This window comes from Pseudomonas tensinigenes (assembly GCF_014268445.2).
In the GTDB taxonomy this organism is placed as follows: Bacteria; Pseudomonadota; Gammaproteobacteria; order Pseudomonadales; family Pseudomonadaceae; genus Aquipseudomonas; species Aquipseudomonas tensinigenes.
The window spans coordinates 1,267,890-1,286,150 of record NZ_CP077089.1 but is presented as its reverse complement, the minus strand read 5'-3'; the positions used below and the strand labels follow the sequence as shown (position 1 = coordinate 1,286,150).

Here is an 18,261-nt window from a genome sequence, read left to right as displayed (position 1 = left end):
TAGTCAGCCAGACATAAGCTGACACCATTGCCATGCAACTTTAGAGAATTCGCATGCAAACTTTTTTTATCGCACCCACCGATTTTGGCGTGGGTCTGACCTCCATCAGCCTCGGGCTGGTGCGCACGCTTGAGCGCGCCGGCCTCAAAGTCGGTTTCTTCAAACCGATTGCCCAGCCGCACCCGGGCGACACCGGCCCTGAGCGTTCCACCGAACTGGTGGCGCGCACCCACGGTCTGAAACCGCCGCAACCACTGGGCCTTGCCCACGTTGAGCGGATGCTCGGCGACGGTCAGCTCGATGAACTGCTCGAAGAAATCATCACCCTCTATCAGCAAGCCGCCATCGGCAAAGACGTGCTGGTCGTTGAAGGCATGGTGCCGACCCGCAGCGCCAGCTACGCTGCGCGGGTCAATCTGCACCTGGCCAAGAGCCTCGATGCCGAGGTGATTCTGGTCTCGGCGCCGGAAAACGAAGTACTCGCCGAACTGTCCGGCCGGGTTGAATTGCAGGCGCAATTGTTTGGCGGGCCGAAAGACCCGAAAGTCCTCGGGGTGATCCTCAACAAGGTCAAGACCGACGAGAGCATGGACGCCTTCGCCACGCGTCTGAAGGAACATTCGCCGTTGCTGCGCAGCGGTGATTTCCGCTTGCTCGGCTGCATTCCCTATCAGCCGGAACTCAACGCACCGCGCACCCGCGATGTCGCCGATCTGATGGGCGCGCAAGTGCTCAATGCCGGTGACTACGAAACCCGGCGGATGACCAAAATCATCATTTGCGCACGGACCATGCGTAACACCGTCGAGTTGCTCAAGCCCGGCGTGTTGGTAGTGACCCCGGGCGATCGCGACGACATCATCCTCGCCGTCAGCCTCGCGGCGATCAACGGCGTGCCGCTGGCCGGCCTGCTGCTGACCAGCGATACCCTGCCGGATCCGCGCATCATGGATCTGTGCCGCGGCGCCTTGCAGGCCGGTTTGCCGGTGCTGTCAGTGAGCACCGGTTCCTACGACACCGCCAACCTGCTCAACGGCCTGAACAAGGAAATCCCGATCGACGACCGCGAGCGCGCGGAGATCATCACCGATTTCGTCGCCAGCCATCTCGACGCCAAATGGCTGCACCAGCGTTGCGGCACGCCACGGGAAATGCGCCTGTCGCCGGCGGTGTTCCGCTATCAATTGATTCAACGCGCGCAAGCGGCGAACAAACGCATCGTCCTGCCCGAAGGCAGCGAGCCGTTCACTGTGCAAGCGGCGGCGATCTGTCAGGAGCGCGGGATCGCCCGTTGCGTGTTGCTGGCGAAACCGGAAGACGTCGAAGCCGTCGCCCGCGCTCAAGGCATCGTCCTGCCGCCGGGGCTGGAGATTCTCGATCCGGATCTGATCCGCGAGCGCTACGTCGAGCCGATGGTCGCGCTGCGCAAAACTAAAAGTCTCAATGCGCCAATGGCCGAGCAACAACTGGAAGATACCGTGGTGATCGGCACCATGATGCTCGCACTGGATGAAGTCGACGGCCTGGTATCGGGCGTGATCAACACCACCGCCAACACCATCCGCCCGGCGCTGCAGCTGATCAAGACTGCACCGGGCTGCACGCTGGTGTCATCGGTGTTCTTCATGCTCTTCCCGGAAGAAGTGCTGGTCTACGGCGACTGCGTGATGAACCCGCACCCAAGCGCCACCGAACTGGCCGAGATTGCCCTGCAAAGCGCCGACTCGGCGGCCGCGTTCGGCATCACCCCGCGCGTGGCGATGATCAGTTACTCCAGCGGCGAATCGGCCACCGGAGAAGAAGTCGAGAAAGTCCGCGAGGCCACCCTCCTCGCCCACGAACAACAGCACTCGCTGCTGATCGACGGCCCGCTGCAATACGACGCCGCGGCCAACGCCGAAGTCGCCCGGCAACTGGCGCCGAACAGTCAGGTGGCCGGTCGCGCCACGGTGTTTGTGTTCCCCGATCTGAACACCGGCAACACCACCCACAAAGCGGTGCAACGCAGTGCCGATTGCGTCAGCCTCGGGCCGATGCTGCAAGGACTGCGTAAACCGGTGAATGACTTGCCGCGTGGTGCGCAAGTCGATGACATCGTCTACACCATCGCCCTCACCGCGATTCAAGCCGCCAACCGACCTATGGATGTGTAAATGCTGGATTTTCTACCTGCACCCGTGCGCGGCGTGATCGCTTCGCTGCTGTTGGCGCTCAACACGATTCTGCTCTGCTCGTTTCTGTTCTGCGTGGCGCTGGTCAAGGCCTTGCCGTTCGCGCTCACCCAGCGCATCGCTGGCTGGCTGATGAGCCATACCCACGAAGCGTGGATCAGCAACAACAAGGGCTGGATGAATCTGGTGCGACGCACGCGCTGGCACATTAGCGGCCTGCAAGGCCTCGACTATCAGCACTCGTATCTGATCACCAGTAACCACCAGAGCTGGGTCGATATTCTGGTGCTGCAATACGTGCTCAACCGTCGGATTCAGCCGTTGAAATTCTTCCTCAAGCAGGAGCTGATCTGGGTGCCGGTGATCGGTCTGGCGTGGTGGGCGCTCGGTTTTCCGTTCATGAAGCGTTACTCCAAGGCGTACCTGGCCAAGCACCCGGAGAAGAAAGGCAAAGACCTGGAAACCACGCGCAAGACGTGTGCGAAGTTTCGCAATAATCCGGTGGGGATTTTCAACTTCGTCGAGGGCACGCGCTTCACTGAAGGCAAGCATGCGCAGCAGCAGTCACCGTTCAAATACCTGCTCAAGCCCAAGGCTGGCGGCATTGCCTTTGTACTGGATGCAATGGGCGAACAGCTGGAGTCGATCGTCAACGTGACGATTCACTACCCGGCCGGGCGTCCGGGGTTCTGGGATTTGCTCTGCGGCAATGTGCGCGACGTGGTGGTGCACTTTGAAGAGCTGAAGATTCCGCAGCAGTTCATCGGCAAGAATTACGATCAGGACGGCGAGTATCGCCTGCAGTTTCAGGGCTGGATCAATCAGCTGTGGCTGGACAAGGATGCGTTGCTGGAACAGATGCACCGCGAATACCCCGATCACCACTAACCCCTGTGGGAGCGAGCCTGCTCGCGAAAGCGTCATTTCATTCAACATTGATGCAAGCTGATCCACCGCATTCGCGAGCAGGCTCGCTCCCACAGTTTTGATCGCCTTATGCCCGAATAAAAAAGCCCGCCGATGATTGCTCATCGGCGGGCTTTTTATTTATCGCTAACGCTTAGATCGCGCCACGCTTGCGCAGCAGATCCAGCACTTGCTTGACGCTGTCCTCCAGACTCAGCGTCTGCGTGTCGATCACCAGATCGGCATCCAGCGGCACGTCGTACGGGAAGGATTCGCCCGGGATGTTGTCGCCAGCGGCGGCATACAGACCTTGCGGATCACGCTCGGCGCAAACAGCCGGCGACGCCTGCACGTAGACCGTCAGCAGACGATCCTTGCCGATCAGTTCCCTGGCCTGCTCGCGCCCTTCAGCACTTGGTGCGACGAACGCGGCCAATGTCAGTAGACCGGCTTCGTTGAACTGACGCGCAACATGCGCGGCACGACGCCAGTTCTCGGTACGCCCGGCGCGATCCTGTGGCAGACCTTTGTTGAGGTCGTGACGCAGGTTCTGGCCATCCAGCACAAACACCGCACGGCCCAGGTCGAACAGCTTGCGCTCGACCGCATAAGCCAGCGTGCTCTTGCCCGCGCCCGACAGGCCGCTGAACAACACAGTGGCCGGTTGCTGGCCGAAACGCTGGGCACGTTCTTCAGTGGCCACGTGCGCCAGTTTGCCGTGATGCGTGGCGGTGCCATGGGTCACTGGCTGGGCGACGATCATGCCGGCGCCAACGGTGCCGTTGGTCAAACGGTCAATGACGATGAACGCGCCGGTGGTGCGGTTGCTCTCGTAACCGTCGAGGGCGATCGGCGCGTCGAGCGCGATCTTCACCTTGCCGATTTCGTTGAGCTGCAAAGCGCTCGCCGGGCCTTCTTCCAACGTGTTGACGTCGACCTTGTTGACGATGCTGGCGATCGAGCCCGGCACGTAACTGGTGGCGCGTTTGATGTCGTATTTCTTGCCCGGCAGCATCGGCTCTTCAGCCATCCACACCAGCATCGCTTCAAAGCTGTCGGTAACCGGCGGCACGTTGTCGGCATGCACCAGCAGGTCGCCACGGGAGATGTCGATTTCGTCTTCCATGGTCAGCGTCACGGCCTGACCTGGACCGGCGTGCTCCAGCTCACCTTCGAAGGTGACGATGGACTTCACGCGGCTGCTCTTGCCCGACGGCAGCACCACGACTTCGTCGCCCTTGTGCACGATGCCGCTGGCCAGGGTACCGGCGAAACCACGGAAGTTCAGGTTCGGACGATTGACGTACTGCACCGGGAAACGCAGATCGGTGAAGTTGCGGTCACCCGCGACTTCCACGGTCTCGAGGATTTCCATCAGCGACTGGCCTGTGTACCAAGGCGAGCGCTCGGACTTGTTCACCACGTTGTCGCCCTTGAGGGCAGACATCGGCACGAAGTGCATGCTGGTCGGCTTCATCTTCAAGCCTTCAGCGAACTTCAGGTAGTCAGCCTTGATCGACTCGAACACGCCTTCATCGAAGTCTTTCAGGTCCATCTTGTTGATGGCGACGACGATGTGTTTGATCCCCAAAAGGGAGGCGATGAAGCTGTGGCGACGGGTCTGGGTCTGCACGCCGTAACGCGCGTCGACCAGAATGATCGCCAGGTCACAGGTGGACGCACCGGTGGCCATGTTGCGGGTGTACTGCTCATGGCCGGGGGTGTCGGCGATGATGAATTTGCGCTTGGCGGTGGAGAAATAGCGGTAGGCGACATCGATGGTGATGCCCTGCTCCCGCTCGGCCTGCAGACCGTCGACCAGCAATGCCAGGTCGATATCGTCACCGGTGGTGCCGACTTTCTTCGAATCGCGAGTGATCGCTTCGAGGTGATCTTCGTAGATCATCTTCGAGTCGTGCAGCAGGCGCCCGATCAGGGTGCTCTTGCCGTCATCGACGTTACCGCAAGTCAAAAAGCGCAGCAGCTCTTTACGTTCGTGCTGGCCCAGGTAGGCGAGGATGTCCTCGCTGATCAAATCAGATACGTGGCTCATTGCATTCAAGCTCCGAGCTGTAAGCTTCAAGCGGCAAGCTTGTCGGCGTACAGCTAGTCAGAAATTTTGTTGATCAACCCGCCCAGCATTCTAGAAAGCTCACGGGTTTCCATAATCCAATTTTCAGCCAGCGGTTCTGCGATGTAAGCGATATCTCGGCCTATCAGGATCTGGGTGCGCAACTCTCCGCAAGAAGCCTTCGCGATCCAAAGAAAGTGAACCTTTTCTTTGCAACTCCGACGCTCCATGCCTTCAGCAATATTGGAAGGCACTGACAGTGCAGAGCGAGTGATCTGATCCTTGAATCCAAAATCCCCGCATCGCGCAAACTCTCTAAAAATCCCCACCGCCAAGCATTTGCTTCGCTGCCAAACAACCAGTTTCTCGAAATCCATTACGAGTCATCCGATTCCGGCTCGCAGCAACCGGCCGCAAGCGCCAAACCGCAAAGTTACGCATACCGCCTTTAACTTGCAGCTTGCCGCTTGTAACTCGAAGCTTAAAAGTACCCCTGACGTTTTTTGTCTTCCATCGAGCCGGCACCATCGTGGTCGATGACTCGGCCCTGGCGCTCGGAAGTTCGCGTCAGGAGCATTTCCTGAATGATGTCCGTCAGGCTTTCGGCCTCGGACTCCACGGCACCCGTCAACGGGTAGCAGCCAAGGGTACGGAAACGCACTTTCTTTTTGACGATGCGCGCTTTGTCTTCGTCGGACAGGTGCTCGAGGATGCGCTCGTCGTCGATCATGATCAGCGTGCCGTTCTTCTCGATCACTTCGCGCTCGGCGGCGAAGTACAGCGGCACAATCGGGATGCCTTCGAGGTAGATGTACTGCCAGATGTCCAGTTCGGTCCAGTTCGACAGCGGGAACACACGAATGGATTCGCCCTTGTTGACCTTGCCGTTGTAGACGTTCCACAGCTCCGGGCGCTGGTTTTTCGGGTCCCAGCGGTGCTTGCTGTCGCGGAACGAGTACACGCGCTCTTTGGCGCGGGATTTCTCTTCATCGCGACGGGCACCGCCGAAGGCTGCGTCGAAACCATGCTTGTCGAGCGCCTGCTTCAGGCCCTCGGTTTTCATGATGTCGGTGTGCTTGGCGCTGCCGTGGGTGAACGGGTTGATGTTCTGCGCCACGCCATCGGGGTTGATGTGGGTGATCAGGTCCAGGCCCAGTTCTTCGACCATCTTGTCGCGGAACTTGTACATCTCCTGGAATTTCCAGCGGGTGTCGACGTGCATCACCGGAAACGGCAGTTTGCCCGGGAAGAACGCCTTGCGTGCCAGGTGCAGCATCACGGCGGAGTCTTTACCGATGGAGTACAGCATCACCGGGTTATCGAACTCGGCGGCCACCTCGCGGATGATGTGGATGCTTTCCGCCTCCAGCTGTTTCAGATGCGTCAGTTTGTCGACCATGGCTACTCACGAAAACTTTCTTATGAACGGCCAGCGGGCCGTGTTCGAGCGGGAAATCCTAGCACAGCGGCCTCTTCTAATCAGGACGCCAACTAGATCGAAAGGGTATATGAATATGCCTGCCAGTTCGGCCGAGCAGTTCCCTTGTGGGAGCGAGCCTGCTCGCGAAAGCGGTGTGTCAGGCACCTTTGTATTGAAAGTCTGACGCCTTCGCGAGCAGGCTCGCTCCCACAGGAATTTGTGGTGGATTCAGATCGGATTCGGGCAGTCGATGAAGATGTGTTCGACGGCGAAGCGTTTTGCCAAGTAGTCGCCCAGCGCCTGCACGCCATAGCGTTCGGTGGCGTGGTGGCCGGCGGCAATAAAGCTGATGTCGTTCTCACGGGCGCTGTGGAAGGTCTGCTCGGACGCTTCACCGCTCAGGTACAGATCGACGCCCGCCGCGACGGCCTGATCGATATAGCCCTGACCGCCGCCAGTGCACCAGCCAACCCGACGAATCATCGGATTACCTTCAATCAGCAAGGGTTCGCGGCCCATGACTTCCTGCACCTTGCGGGCGAAATCGCGAGCGGTCAGCGGTTCTTTCAGCGAACCGACCAGACCGACGATTTTCAGATTATCCGGGTCCAGCGGGCCTTCAACAGTGATGTCCAATTGCCGAGCAAGCTGCACGTTATTGCCAACGTCCGGGTGCAGATCCAACGGCAAGTGATAGGCAAGCAGACTGATATCGTGCTTGAGCAACGTCTTCAATCGACGCTGCTTCATGCCAGTGATGCACGGGTTTTCGCCCTTCCAGAAGTAACCGTGATGCACCAGCACCAGATCCGCTTCGGCCTCAACAGCAGCGTCGAGCAAGGCCTGACTGGCCGTGACGCCGCTGACGATCCGCATCACCTGAGGACGGCCCTCAACCTGCAATCCATTCGGGCAATAATCGGCAATTTTCGCACTGCCGAGGTAACGGTCGGCTTCTTCGACGAGGGTGCTGAGGGCAACGGCCATGAAAGACTCCTAAATATCCCGTTCAGAGGCACGCGCGGCCTCGTATAATGCGCGACATTATGGGCGGTCTGACCCCGCCTGCAACTCTTCCAGGACGTGCTTAATGCTCAAGGCGCTGCGTTTTTTCGGCTGGCCGTTGTTGGCCGGTGTGCTTATCGCTCTGTTGATTATTCAGCGTTACCCGCAGTGGGTCGGGCTTCCGAGCCTCGACGTCAACCTGCAACAGGCCCCGCAAACCACCAGCGTGCAACAGGGCCCGGTGTCCTATGCCGACGCGGTGACCATTGCCGCGCCTTCGGTGGTCAACCTCTACACCACCAAAGTCATCAACAAACCGGCGCATCCGCTGTTTGAAGATCCGCAGTTCCGCCGCTTCTTTGGTGACAACTCGCCGAAGCAGAAACGCATGGAATCGAGCCTCGGCTCCGGCGTGATCATGAGCCCGGAAGGCTACATCCTGACCAACAACCACGTGACCAGCGGTGCTGATCAGATTGTCGTGGCGTTGAAGGATGGCCGCGAAACCCTCGCCCGCGTCATCGGCAGCGATCCGGAAACTGACCTCGCGGTTCTGAAAATCGATCTGAAAACCCTGCCAGCGATCACCGTTGGCCGCTCCGACAACATTCGCATCGGCGACGTCGCACTGGCCATCGGCAACCCGTTCGGCGTTGGCCAGACTGTGACCATGGGCATCATCAGCGCCACCGGGCGTAATCAGTTGGGCCTGAACAACTACGAAGACTTTATCCAGACCGACGCGGCAATCAACCCGGGCAACTCCGGTGGTGCGCTGGTCGATGCCAACGGCAATCTGACCGGCATCAACACGGCGATCTTCTCCAAGTCCGGCGGCTCGCAAGGCATCGGCTTCGCGATCCCGGTGAAACTGGCGATGGAAGTGATGAAGTCGATCATCGAACACGGTCAGGTGATTCGTGGCTGGCTGGGCATTGAAGTGCAGCCGCTGACCCAGGAACTGGCTGAGTCGTTTGGTCTGTCCGGGCGTCCGGGAATTGTCGTTGCGGGGATCTTCCGGGATGGCCCGGCACAGAAGGCAGGCCTGCAATTGGGCGACGTGATTCTGAGCATTGATGGCGAGCCTGCGGGCGATGGCCGTCGTTCAATGAATCAGGTTGCACGGATCAAACCGACGGACAAAGTGACGATTCAGGTGATGCGCAACGGCAAAGAGCTGAAGCTCACGGCTGAAATCGGCCTGCGCCCACCACCGGCGCCGGTGAAAGAAAAAGAAGAATAAAACTTTTTTCGCGCCAAGCGCGCGAATAAAAGACATTCTCAACAGGCATGTTATATTGTTTCAACTCTAAGAATTGGAACAACATAACATGTCGTCTCGAACAAAGGCCTCCCTGCTCGGCCTGAGCCTCGGTTTGCTGGTCGATCCAGCCTTCGCCGAAGAACCCAAACCCCTCGAACTCGACGCCATCAGCGTCATCTCCGACTACGAATCGCCGACCGGCCCGGTCAAGGGCTATCGCGCCACACGCTCATCCAGCGCAACCAAAACCGACACCGCGATCCGCGACATTCCTCAAGCCATCAGCGTCGTACCGGCCAGCGTGCTCAAGGATCTGGGCAGCAGCAGTGTCGAGCGCGCGCTGGATTTTGCCGGCGGCGTATCCAAGCAAAACAACTTCGGCGGCCTGACCCTTTACGAGTACAGCGTGCGCGGCTTCACCACTTCGGAGTTCTACAAGGACGGTTTCAGCGCCAACCGGGGTTATCCGAGCACGCCGGATGCAGCCAATATCGAGCGCATCGAAGTGCTCAAAGGCCCGGCCGCAAGCCTCTACGGTCGCGGCGATCCCGGCGGCACGGTTAACATCGTCACCAAGAAACCACAGCCCGAAGCTTTCACCACGTTGCAAACCAGCGCCGGCAGTTGGGACCGCTATCGCACCGCGCTGGACGTCAACACGCCGCTGGATGATCAGGGCAATGTGCTCTCGCGGATCAACCTCGCGGTCGAAGACAACAACAGTTTTCGCGATCACGTTGACAGCAAACGTGTATTCGTCGCGCCGTCGATCAGTTGGCAATTGAACCCGGACACGTCGCTGTTGGTGGAAAGCGAAATCGTCCGTCACAGCTCCACGTTCGATCGCGGCATCGTCGCGCCGAACAACAAATGGAGCGGCGTCTCGCGTTCGACCTTCCTCGGCGAACCCAACGACGGCAACATCGACAACCACAACAATTTGCTGCAGGCCACGCTGGAACATCATCTCAACGACAACTGGAAGTTGCGCCTGGCCAGCCATTACAAGGAAGGCAAACTCTGGGGCGACGCCTCCGAATCCCGCCCGCTGAACGCCGATGGCCACACCGTCAACCGCCGCTATCGCGAACGCGACACGAACTGGCATGACAGCATCACCCAACTGGAACTGCGCGGTCTGTTCGACCTCGGCCCTTGGCAGCACGAACTGCTGATCGGCACAGAGTACGAAAACTTCCGCAAGAACGAGCGCGTTACCACGATTGCCGGTGGCCCTTACGCCATCGACATCTATAAGCCGGTCTACGGCCAGCCAAAACCCAACGGCGCACGCTCGGGCACTGATTTTTTCGAACAGGTCGAAAGTCATGCACTGAACCTGCAGGATCAGATCATCTTCACCGACAAACTGCGCGGGATGATCGGTGCGCGTTTCGAGCATTTCGATCAGCACATCGATGATCACAGTCGCAACGCCACCAGCAACCAGCGCCACGACGCCCTCACGCAGCGTGTCGGCCTGCTGTATCAACTGACGCCGGAAACCGGGTTGTTCGCCAACGCCTCGACCTCTTTCAAACCGAACAATGGCCTCGACGCCTCCGGCAAATCCTTCGATCCGGAAGAAGGCGTCGGCTATGAAGTCGGGATCAAGAACGAACTGTTCGATGAGCGCCTGAGCAGCACCCTCGCCTTCTTCCACATCGACAAGGAAAACGTCCTCGCCCTCGACCCGGCCACCGACACCAGCCGCGCCATGGGCAAGGCACGCAGTCGCGGTTTCGATTGGCAGGTCACCGGGCAAGTCACCGATGCGGTGCGAATCATCGGCGCCTTCGCCTACATCGACGCCGAAGTGACCAAGGGCGACGCGGTGATTGCCACCGGCAGCCGCATCCTCGGCGTGGCCAAGCGTAGCGGCAGCCTGCTCGGCGTTTATGAGTTTCAGGATGGGCATTTGCGCGGCTCGGACGTCGGCGCGGCGTTCACCTATGTCGGTGATCGCTCAGGCGAATCCGGCAGCGACTTCGAATTACCGGCCTACCAGACCGTCGACCTGCTCGCGCATTACAAGGCCAGCGACAACGTCACTGTCGGCCTCAACCTCAACAATCTCTTCGACGAAAAGTATTACGAGCGCTCCTACAGCAACTACTGGGTCAACCCCGGCGAACCGCGCAATTTCACCGTCAGCCTGACACTCAACCTGTAAAAGGACGTCACCATGCAATACGGCAAAACCTTTGTGCTCATCGCTGCGCTGTTCACGGGACAGGTCTCGGCCCATGGCCTGTGGACGGAGCAACGGCGCGGCAATATCGAAGTGGTCTACGGTCACGGCGCTGAGGACAACGCGTTCAAAGCGCAGAAGGTCAGCGGTGCCTGGGCCTACGATGCGGGCGGCAAGATGATTCCGGTCAGCGTCGAGCGTCTGGCGGATCATGCTCGTTTGAAACCTTTGAAGGCGCCTGCGGTGATGGCCGTGGCATTGAACAATGGCATGTGGTCGCAGACGGCTGACAAAAAATGGATCAACCAAGGTCGCAGCAAAGTGCCGGGCGCCATTGAGGCCACCGAGACGTTCAAGTACAGCCTGGCGATTTATCAGCCGGGGGCGAAGTTGCCGAAGCTGGATCAGATCAAGTTGCTGATTCTGCCGGAGGTTGATCCGCTGACGGTTGGGCCGGGCAAGTCATTGCCGGTGCGGGTGTTGCTCGATGGCAAACCGGCGGCAGGGGTGAAGCTGATTGGCGACTATCGCAGTGCGCCGAACACGTTGAGCACCGAGACTGACAAGGATGGTCGGGCGCAGGTGTTGGTGAGGAATGAAGGGTTGAATGTGATTGCGGCACAGGTTGAGGTGCCGGTGAAGGGCAGCGCGGATGTGGATAGTCGCGGCTTGTTCACCTCACTGACGTTCCTTGGCGAAGCGCATCACGAGTAAAAGCGCACCCTCACTGTAGAGACCGGTACATCCTTTACAAATTAGACCGGGGACATCGTTTACACCTTTACAGGCTTGAAACGCGTTTTGCGCCGCTTTCAAGCCTGCCTAAACAGTGGCTGCAAAGGTACAGTTCCCAAGCGTCATCAGCCACTTCCTTCAGCGCGATGTCCTCTCCAATCAGAGCCTCTCCTAGAAAAATCAGCTGTCCTTTCCATTTAATTTCCCCATTTGACCGAACCTTGCGCACTTCAACATCGGAACCGTATTCAAGCGCAGGCAAGTAACCGGGATAAGCGCGTGTCGACGGGCTATAGACAGATGCCGGCGGTTTCATGCCCAGCGCGGTGTGCGGTCGGTGGTGGTTGAAGTCTTGGATGAAGTCCTGAAAAGCCAACTGCTGGCGCACCAGGTTTTCCGCCGGTGGCACTGCTGCCTTTAGCGTTCGATGCATCCGTTCATGTCGACCATTTTGGTCGGGACGGCCAGGCGTAATCGTTTCGACATGGATTCCAAGCCTGATGAACCAAACCGATAACTTCGAAAGTCGCGCCAGACCTGTCGACGCAAAAGGAGCGCCATTGTCAGTGCGGATCACATCCGGCAGCCCATATTCTCGAAAAGCCCACTCGAAGCCTTCCCGCGTAGGCGCTCCGTGCGTACTGGGCAAAGCGCGACAGACGAATAAAAAACGGCTCATCTGATCGGTAATGGTCAGCGGATAGCACCAATTACCGTCCTGCATTTTGAACTGCCCTTTGTAATCAGCACACCAAGTCTGGTTGGGCGCGTCGACCGGACGCAAATGTGTTGGAGCACGGGGACGCGGGGGATAGGGCCGTCGCGCCACCACCAAACCAGCTTTCTTCAACCACTCCCCGGCGGTACTCGCCGCCGGCCATTGGATATGCGGATCGGAATCGCGCAGGCGACCAATGATCTGCTTGGGTCCCCGATCGGGATGTTCGTTTTTCTTGGCCAGCAGCGTGGCAATGATTTCGTCGGGCGTTTGATGAGGACAGTTCAACGGCTTGCGCGATTGCTCTTTCAAGCCATCTACGCCCAACGCTGCATATCGTTCCAGCCATTTGTCGATGGTTGGACGGCTGACGCCATAGCGCCGGCTTAATTGGCTCTTGGTGTAGCTGCCGCCAAGCCAGTCACTGACTAACTTCACTCGTTGATCCATTGGGGACTCTTGATTCCAGGGCATGGTCAGCACCTCCTGACCATGATTAATACCTGTAAACCATGTCCCCGGTCTCAAACGTAAAGGATGTACCCGGTCTTTACCCACCCCAGCCCTCTCCCGGAGGGAGAGGGAGCCGACCGAGTTGTAAGGCGTCATGCATCGACCTGAATTACCGAGTCGATTATGGATTCGGTAAAGCAAGTTCAGGTCGGTGCAACTCGGGAGCATCCCCCGATCAGTCCCCTCTCCCTCTGGGAGAGGGGGCCGACCGAGTTGTCTTGCGAAGTACGTCGACCTGAAAGACCGAGTCGATTATGGATTCGGTACGGCACTTTCACGTCGGCGAAACTCTGCAATATCCCCCAATCAGTCCCCTCTCCCTCTGGGAGAGGGTTAGGGTGAGGGGCTTTTGCTTTTAGAGATCGCCAAGCCCATCGATAAGCGCCTGATTCTGCTCTGGCGTACCAATCGAAATCCGCAAAAATTGCGCAATCCGCTCCTGCTTGAAGTGCCGCACAATCACGCCCTGCTCACGCAGTTTGGCCGCCAGCCCCGCCGCATCATGCTGCGGGTGCCGGGCGAAGATGAAGTTCGCCGCCGACGGCAACACTTCAAAACCCTTGGTCTGCAACTGCGCAATCACCCACTCACGGCTCTCGATGACCAGACGGCAAGTCTTGTCGAAATACTCACGATCTTCGAACGCCGCTGCCGCACCGACAATCGCCAGACGATCGAGTGGATAAGAGTTGAAGCTGTTCTTGATCCGCTCCAGCGCCTCGATGAGATCGGGATGGCCGACCGCAAAACCAACGCGCAAACCAGCCAGCGAACGCGACTTGGACAGGGTTTGTGTCACCAGCAGGTTCGGATACCGGTCCACCAGACTGATTGCGGTTTCGCCGCCGAAGTCGATATAGGCCTCGTCTACGACCACCACCGAATCCGGGCTGGCCTTGAGGATTTGCTCGACCGCGTCCAGTGCCAGCAGGCAACCGGTTGGCGCGTTCGGGTTAGGGAAAATGATCCCGCCATTCGGCTTGGCATAGTCCGCCGGGTTGATCTGGAACTGCGCGTCCAGCGGCACTGCATCAAACTTGATGCCATACAGACCGCAGTAAACCGGATAGAAGCTGTAGCTGATGTCCGGGAACAGCAGTGGCTGATCGTGTTGCAGCAAGCCATGGAAAATGTGCGCGAGCACTTCATCCGAACCGTTGCCGAGGAACACCTGATTGCTCTGCACGCCGTAATACTGGGCGACGGCAGTTTTCAGCAGGTCACTGTTCGGGTCCGGGTACAGACGCAGGTTATCGTTAAGCTCGACCTGCATCGCCGCCAAGGCTTTTGGCGATGGGCCGTAGGGGTTTTCGTTGGTGTTGAGCTTGACCAGTTTGGTCAGCTTCGGCTGTTCGCCCGGCACGTACGGCACCAGATCCTTGACGAACGGGCTCCAGAATTTACTCATCGCTCAGTTCCCCTGCCCTTTTAGAAAGTCTTCGTCTTTGATGCGGTATTCGGCACTGCGCGCGTGCGCACTCAGCGATTCGCCACGGGCCAGAACCGACGCTGTCTTGCCCAGCTCGGAAGCACCGGCCTCGGAGCAAAAGATGATCGACGAACGCTTCTGGAAGTCGTACACGCCCAGCGGCGAAGAGAAGCGCGCAGTGCCGGACGTCGGCAGTACGTGGTTCGGGCCTGCGCAGTAGTCGCCCAGCGCTTCGGAGGTGTGACGGCCCATGAAGATCGCGCCGGCGTGGCGGATCTGCGGCAGCCAGGCCTGTGGGTCAGCGACCGACAGCTCCAAGTGTTCCGGGGCGATACGGTTGGCGACTTCGATGGCTTGCGCCATGTCCTTCACGTGAATCAGCGCACCACGGCCATTGATCGAGGTTTCGATGATGGTCGCGCGGTCCATGGTCGGCAGCAATTTGTCGATGCTCGCGGCGACCTTGTCGAGGAACTCGGCGTCCGGGCTGACCAGAATCGCCTGCGCGTCTTCGTCGTGCTCGGCTTGCGAGAACAGGTCCATGGCGATCCAGTCCGGATCGGTCTGGCCGTCGCACACCACGAGGATTTCCGAAGGGCCGGCGATCATGTCGATGCCGACCTGACCGAACACGTGACGCTTGGCGGTAGCGACATAGATGTTGCCCGGGCCAACGACTTTGTCGACTTTCGGCACGCTTTCGGTGCCGTAAGCCAAGGCAGCGACAGCTTGTGCGCCACCGATGGTGAACACTCGGTCAACGCCAGCGATGCACGCAGCCGCCAGCACCAGCTCGTTGATTTCACCGCGCGGGGTCGGCACGACCATGACCACTTCGGTCACGCCAGCGACCTTGGCCGGAATCGCATTCATCAACACCGACGACGGATACGACGCCTTGCCACCCGGCACGTACAGGCCGGCGCGATCCAGCGGCGTGACCTTCTGGCCGAGCACGGTGCCGTCAGCCTCGGTGTAGCTCCAGGAATCCTGCTTCTGTTTTTCGTGGTAGCTGCGCACGCGAGCGGCGGCTTTTTCCAGTGCTTCGCGCTGTGGCACGGTGATGCGGGTCAGGGCCAGTTCCAGACGTTCACGCGGCAGGATCAGGTCAGCCATCGAGGCGACTTCGAGGCCGTCGAACTTCTGGGTGAACTCGACCAACGCCGCGTCACCGCGTTCGCGCACAGCCTTGATGATGTCCAGCACGCGCTGATTGACCGAGTCGTCAGACACACTTTCCCAGCTCAGCAGATGATCCAGATGATGCGCGAAATCCGGGTCAGCAGCGTTGAGTCGGCGAATTGCAGTCGTTGCGGTCATAGCGAGAGCCTCATAGGAATGGCAAAAACTCAGGCGCCCTAACTTAGCAGTCGTTTCCGCTTGGGCACCTGAGATTCTGGCTATGAGGCGGATAGACGGGCGCGACTTAACGGCGCGCAGGTAAATCAGCCGCGGTGTCGCGATTCCACTGCGTTGCGCAGGGTATCGATCAACGCCTGGATTCGGGCGTGTTGCATTTTCATCGAAGCTTTATTGACGACCAGGCGCGAGCTGATCGTGGCGATCAGTTCCTGAGGTTCCAGGCCGTTGGCGCGCAGGGTGTTGCCGGTGTCGACCACGTCGATGATCTTGTCGGCCAGACCGATCAGCGGCGCCAGCTCCATCGAGCCGTAGAGCTTGATGATATCGACCTGACGGCCCTGCTCGGCGTAATAACGCTTGGCGACGTTGACGAACTTGGTCGCCACGCGCAGACGGCCCTTGGGCTCAGGCGCGCCGATCTTGCCGGCGGTCATCAGCTTGCACTGGGCGATCTGCAGATCCAGTGGCTCGTACAGGCCCTGGCCGGTGTATTCCATCAACACGTCTTTACCGGCAACGCCGAGGTCAGCCGCGCCATGCTCAACGTAAGTCGGCACATCGGTGGCACGCACGATCAGCAGACGAACGTCGTCCTGCGTCGTGGGAATGATCAGCTTGCGGCTCTTGTCCGGATTCTCGGTCGGCACAATGCCCGCTTCGGCGAGAAGCGGCAGGGTGTCGTCAAGGATGCGGCCCTTGGACAGTGCGATGGTCAACATGGGAAACGTCAGTCCTTATCAAGGTACTCATGTCCGGTCGCAATCGGCGCCGGACACACATCGAGCCGGAAACCGGCTCGACTCTTAAAATCAGTGGACACGTCCCTGTGTCCCAATGCAGCTATCAGCCCGGAACGCGACGGATCTTGGCGCCCAGCATCTGCAGTTTTTCTTCGATGCACTCGTAACCACGGTCGATGTGGTAGATGCGGTCGATCAGCGTGTCGCCTTCGGCAACCAGTGCCGAGATCACCAGACTGGCCGAAGCCCGCAGGTCGGTGGCCATCACTGGCGCGCCCTTGAGGACTTCAGTACCGGTGACGATGGCAGTGTTGCCTTCGACCTGGATCTTGGCGCCCATGCGGTGCAGTTCGTACACGTGCATGAAACGGTTTTCGAAGATCGTCTCGATCACCGCACCGGTGCCTTCGGCAATGGCGTTGAGCGAGATGAACTGCGCTTGCATGTCAGTCGGGAATGCAGGGTACGGCGCGGTGCGCACGTTGACTGCTTTCGGACGCTTGCCGTGCATGTTCAGCTCGATCCAGTCTTCACCGCAGGTGATTTCTGCGCCGGCTTCACGGAGTTTTTCCAGAACGGCTTCGAGGATGGTCGGATCGGTATCCTTGACCTTGACGCGACCACCTGTCACGGCAGCGGCAACCAGGTAGGTGCCGGTTTCGATACGGTCAGGCATGACCTTATAGAAAGCCGAACCCAGACGCTCGACGCCATCGATGGTGATGGTGTCGGTGCCAGCACCGGAAACCTTGGCGCCCATGGCGTTGAGGAAGTTCGCCAGGTCAACCACTTCAGGTTCGCGAGCGGCGTTCTGCAACACGCTGCGGCCCTTGGCCAGAGCGGCGGCCATCATGATGTTCTCGGTACCGGTCACGCTGACGGTATCGAAGAAGAAGTGCGCACCGCGCAGGCCGCCTTCCGGCGCCTTGGCCTTGATGTAGCCGCCTTCGACGTCGATCACCGCGCCCATGGCTTCGAGACCACGGATGTGCAGGTCAACCGGACGCGAACCGATGGCGCAACCGCCAGGCAGTGCCACTTCGGCTTCACCGAAACGGGCAACCATCGGGCCCAGTACCAGGATCGAGGCACGCATGGTTTTCACCAGTTCGTACGGCGCGATCAGGGTCTTGATGGTGCGCGGATCGATTTCGACGCTGAGTTTCTCGTCGATCACCGGCTCGATGCCCATGCGACCGAACAGCTCGATCATGGTGGTGATGTCGTGCAGGTGCGGCAGATTGCCAACGGTCACCGGGCCATCGCACAGCAGCGTGGCAGCCAGGATCGGCAGGGCGGAGTTTTTTGCGCCGGAAATGCGGATCTCGCCATCAAGACGAGCGCCACCGGTAATAATCAATTTATCCATAAGAATCTCGACGCCCTTAGGCTCAGGTGCGCTCGGCCCAGGCCGCGCTGCTGAAAAATTTCATAGTGACCGCATGGATGCTGCCATCGGTGATCCATGGGTTCAAATGGGCATAGATCTGCTGCTGACGCTTCACCGGGCTCAACGCCGCCAGTTCATCGCTAATCACGTTCAGCTGGAAATTGCAGCCTTCGCCCTCAACTTCTACCAACGTTCCGGGCAGCTTTCCTTCAAGGAAGCTCTTCACTTCTACGGCCTGCATGCTCAACCTCAATCGGCGCCCTGTGCGCACGGGTCGGACATCATACAAAAAAGCCCCGCGCCTGCGAACCCCGCATGGCAGGACTCTGACGGGGGGCTTCTTTAT

The 18,261-nt window shown here is 59.2% G+C and carries 15 protein-coding genes; 5 read left to right on the top strand and 10 right to left on the bottom strand.

Going from position 1 to position 18,261, the window contains the following annotated elements; genetic code table 11:
• Positions 1-53: 53 nt before the first annotated feature.
• Together pta and yihG are read left to right on the top strand one after the other, a co-directional pair.
• Positions 54-2,153: a phosphate acetyltransferase gene (gene pta / locus HU718_RS05520; protein WP_150730088.1), complete on the top strand. Its 2,100-nt coding sequence runs from the start codon at positions 54-56 to the stop codon at positions 2,151-2,153.
• A complete protein-coding gene (gene yihG, locus HU718_RS05515) occupies positions 2,154-3,059 on the top strand; it encodes a 1-acylglycerol-3-phosphate O-acyltransferase, YihG family (protein ID WP_186616549.1) in 906 nt (301 codons plus the stop codon).
• A gap of 172 nt (positions 3,060-3,231) precedes the next feature.
• Here yihG and cysN read toward each other — a convergent pair whose 3' ends face one another.
• The 4 genes from cysN to HU718_RS05495 all read right to left on the bottom strand — a co-directional run bounded on the left by cysN (position 3,232) and on the right by HU718_RS05495 (position 7,555).
• Positions 3,232-5,130, bottom strand: a complete 1,899-nt coding sequence (cysN, locus tag HU718_RS05510; RefSeq protein ID WP_150705950.1) for a sulfate adenylyltransferase subunit CysN — start codon at positions 5,128-5,130, stop codon at positions 3,232-3,234.
• Between the two features lie 53 nt (positions 5,131-5,183).
• On the bottom strand, positions 5,184-5,525 hold the full coding sequence (locus tag HU718_RS05505; protein ID WP_150705949.1) for a four helix bundle protein: 342 nt from the start codon (positions 5,523-5,525) through the stop codon (positions 5,184-5,186).
• Positions 5,526-5,629: 104 nt separating this feature from the next.
• Positions 5,630-6,547, bottom strand: coding sequence for a sulfate adenylyltransferase subunit CysD (gene cysD, locus HU718_RS05500; protein WP_007912374.1), 918 nt, complete (start codon positions 6,545-6,547; stop codon positions 5,630-5,632).
• A gap of 249 nt (positions 6,548-6,796) precedes the next feature.
• On the bottom strand, positions 6,797-7,555 hold the full coding sequence (locus HU718_RS05495) for a Nif3-like dinuclear metal center hexameric protein (RefSeq protein WP_186616550.1): 759 nt from the start codon (positions 7,553-7,555) through the stop codon (positions 6,797-6,799).
• Positions 7,556-7,658: 103 nt separating this feature from the next.
• Here HU718_RS05495 and algW point away from each other — a divergent pair, with 103 nt between their 5' ends.
• The 3 genes from algW to HU718_RS05480 all read left to right on the top strand — a co-directional run bounded on the left by algW (position 7,659) and on the right by HU718_RS05480 (position 11,742).
• Entirely contained in the window at positions 7,659-8,816 is a 1,158-nt protein-coding gene (gene algW / locus HU718_RS05490) for a Do family serine endopeptidase AlgW (protein WP_038357545.1), read from the top strand.
• An 88-nt stretch (positions 8,817-8,904) separates the two neighbouring features.
• Positions 8,905-11,010, top strand: a complete 2,106-nt coding sequence (locus tag HU718_RS05485; RefSeq protein ID WP_186616551.1) for a TonB-dependent siderophore receptor — start codon at positions 8,905-8,907, stop codon at positions 11,008-11,010.
• A 12-nt stretch (positions 11,011-11,022) separates the two neighbouring features.
• Positions 11,023-11,742: a DUF4198 domain-containing protein gene (locus tag HU718_RS05480; protein WP_150705947.1), complete on the top strand. Its 720-nt coding sequence runs from the start codon at positions 11,023-11,025 to the stop codon at positions 11,740-11,742.
• A gap of 67 nt (positions 11,743-11,809) precedes the next feature.
• On the opposite strand, the gene HU718_RS05475 is transcribed toward HU718_RS05480, so the two are convergent.
• The 6 genes from HU718_RS05475 to HU718_RS05450 form a co-directional block, all read right to left on the bottom strand.
• Positions 11,810-12,955: an integrase core domain-containing protein gene (locus tag HU718_RS05475; RefSeq protein ID WP_186616588.1), complete on the bottom strand. Its 1,146-nt coding sequence runs from the start codon at positions 12,953-12,955 to the stop codon at positions 11,810-11,812.
• A gap of 394 nt (positions 12,956-13,349) precedes the next feature.
• Positions 13,350-14,402, bottom strand: coding sequence for a histidinol-phosphate transaminase (hisC, locus tag HU718_RS05470; RefSeq protein WP_186616587.1), 1,053 nt, complete (start codon positions 14,400-14,402; stop codon positions 13,350-13,352).
• Positions 14,403-14,405: 3 nt separating this feature from the next.
• Positions 14,406-15,743 (bottom strand): histidinol dehydrogenase, encoded by a 1,338-nt coding sequence (gene hisD / locus HU718_RS05465; protein ID WP_186616586.1) that lies wholly within the window; start codon positions 15,741-15,743, stop codon positions 14,406-14,408.
• A gap of 125 nt (positions 15,744-15,868) precedes the next feature.
• On the bottom strand, positions 15,869-16,504 hold the full coding sequence (hisG, locus tag HU718_RS05460; RefSeq protein WP_007912384.1) for an ATP phosphoribosyltransferase: 636 nt from the start codon (positions 16,502-16,504) through the stop codon (positions 15,869-15,871).
• Between the two features lie 124 nt (positions 16,505-16,628).
• Positions 16,629-17,894: a UDP-N-acetylglucosamine 1-carboxyvinyltransferase gene (gene murA / locus HU718_RS05455; RefSeq protein ID WP_007912385.1), complete on the bottom strand. Its 1,266-nt coding sequence runs from the start codon at positions 17,892-17,894 to the stop codon at positions 16,629-16,631.
• A 22-nt stretch (positions 17,895-17,916) separates the two neighbouring features.
• Entirely contained in the window at positions 17,917-18,156 is a 240-nt protein-coding gene (locus tag HU718_RS05450) for a BolA family protein (RefSeq protein WP_007912386.1), read from the bottom strand.
• Positions 18,157-18,261 lie beyond the last annotated feature (105 nt).

Bases quoted from the DNA above. Each gene is read 5' to 3' on its own strand.
- HU718_RS05475 (WP_186616588.1), bottom strand. From the start codon at position 12,955: ATGCCCTGGAATCAAGAGTCCCCAATGGATCAACGAGTGAAGTTAGTC.
- hisD (WP_186616586.1), bottom strand. From the start codon at position 15,743: ATGACCGCAACGACTGCAATTCGCCGACTCAACGCTGCTGACCCGGAT.
- pta (WP_150730088.1), top strand. From the start codon at position 54: ATGCAAACTTTTTTTATCGCACCCACCGATTTTGGCGTGGGTCTGACC.
- hisC (WP_186616587.1), bottom strand. From the start codon at position 14,402: ATGAGTAAATTCTGGAGCCCGTTCGTCAAGGATCTGGTGCCGTACGTG.
- hisG (WP_007912384.1), bottom strand. From the start codon at position 16,504: ATGTTGACCATCGCACTGTCCAAGGGCCGCATCCTTGACGACACCCTG.
- cysD (WP_007912374.1), bottom strand. From the start codon at position 6,547: ATGGTCGACAAACTGACGCATCTGAAACAGCTGGAGGCGGAAAGCATC.
- HU718_RS05480 (WP_150705947.1), top strand. From the start codon at position 11,023: ATGCAATACGGCAAAACCTTTGTGCTCATCGCTGCGCTGTTCACGGGA.
- HU718_RS05505 (WP_150705949.1), bottom strand. From the start codon at position 5,525: ATGGATTTCGAGAAACTGGTTGTTTGGCAGCGAAGCAAATGCTTGGCG.
- HU718_RS05485 (WP_186616551.1), top strand. From the start codon at position 8,905: ATGTCGTCTCGAACAAAGGCCTCCCTGCTCGGCCTGAGCCTCGGTTTG.
- HU718_RS05495 (WP_186616550.1), bottom strand. From the start codon at position 7,555: ATGGCCGTTGCCCTCAGCACCCTCGTCGAAGAAGCCGACCGTTACCTC.
- algW (WP_038357545.1), top strand. From the start codon at position 7,659: ATGCTCAAGGCGCTGCGTTTTTTCGGCTGGCCGTTGTTGGCCGGTGTG.
- yihG (WP_186616549.1), top strand. From the start codon at position 2,154: ATGCTGGATTTTCTACCTGCACCCGTGCGCGGCGTGATCGCTTCGCTG.
- HU718_RS05450 (WP_007912386.1), bottom strand. From the start codon at position 18,156: ATGCAGGCCGTAGAAGTGAAGAGCTTCCTTGAAGGAAAGCTGCCCGGA.
- murA (WP_007912385.1), bottom strand. From the start codon at position 17,894: ATGGATAAATTGATTATTACCGGTGGCGCTCGTCTTGATGGCGAGATC.
- cysN (WP_150705950.1), bottom strand. From the start codon at position 5,130: ATGAGCCACGTATCTGATTTGATCAGCGAGGACATCCTCGCCTACCTG.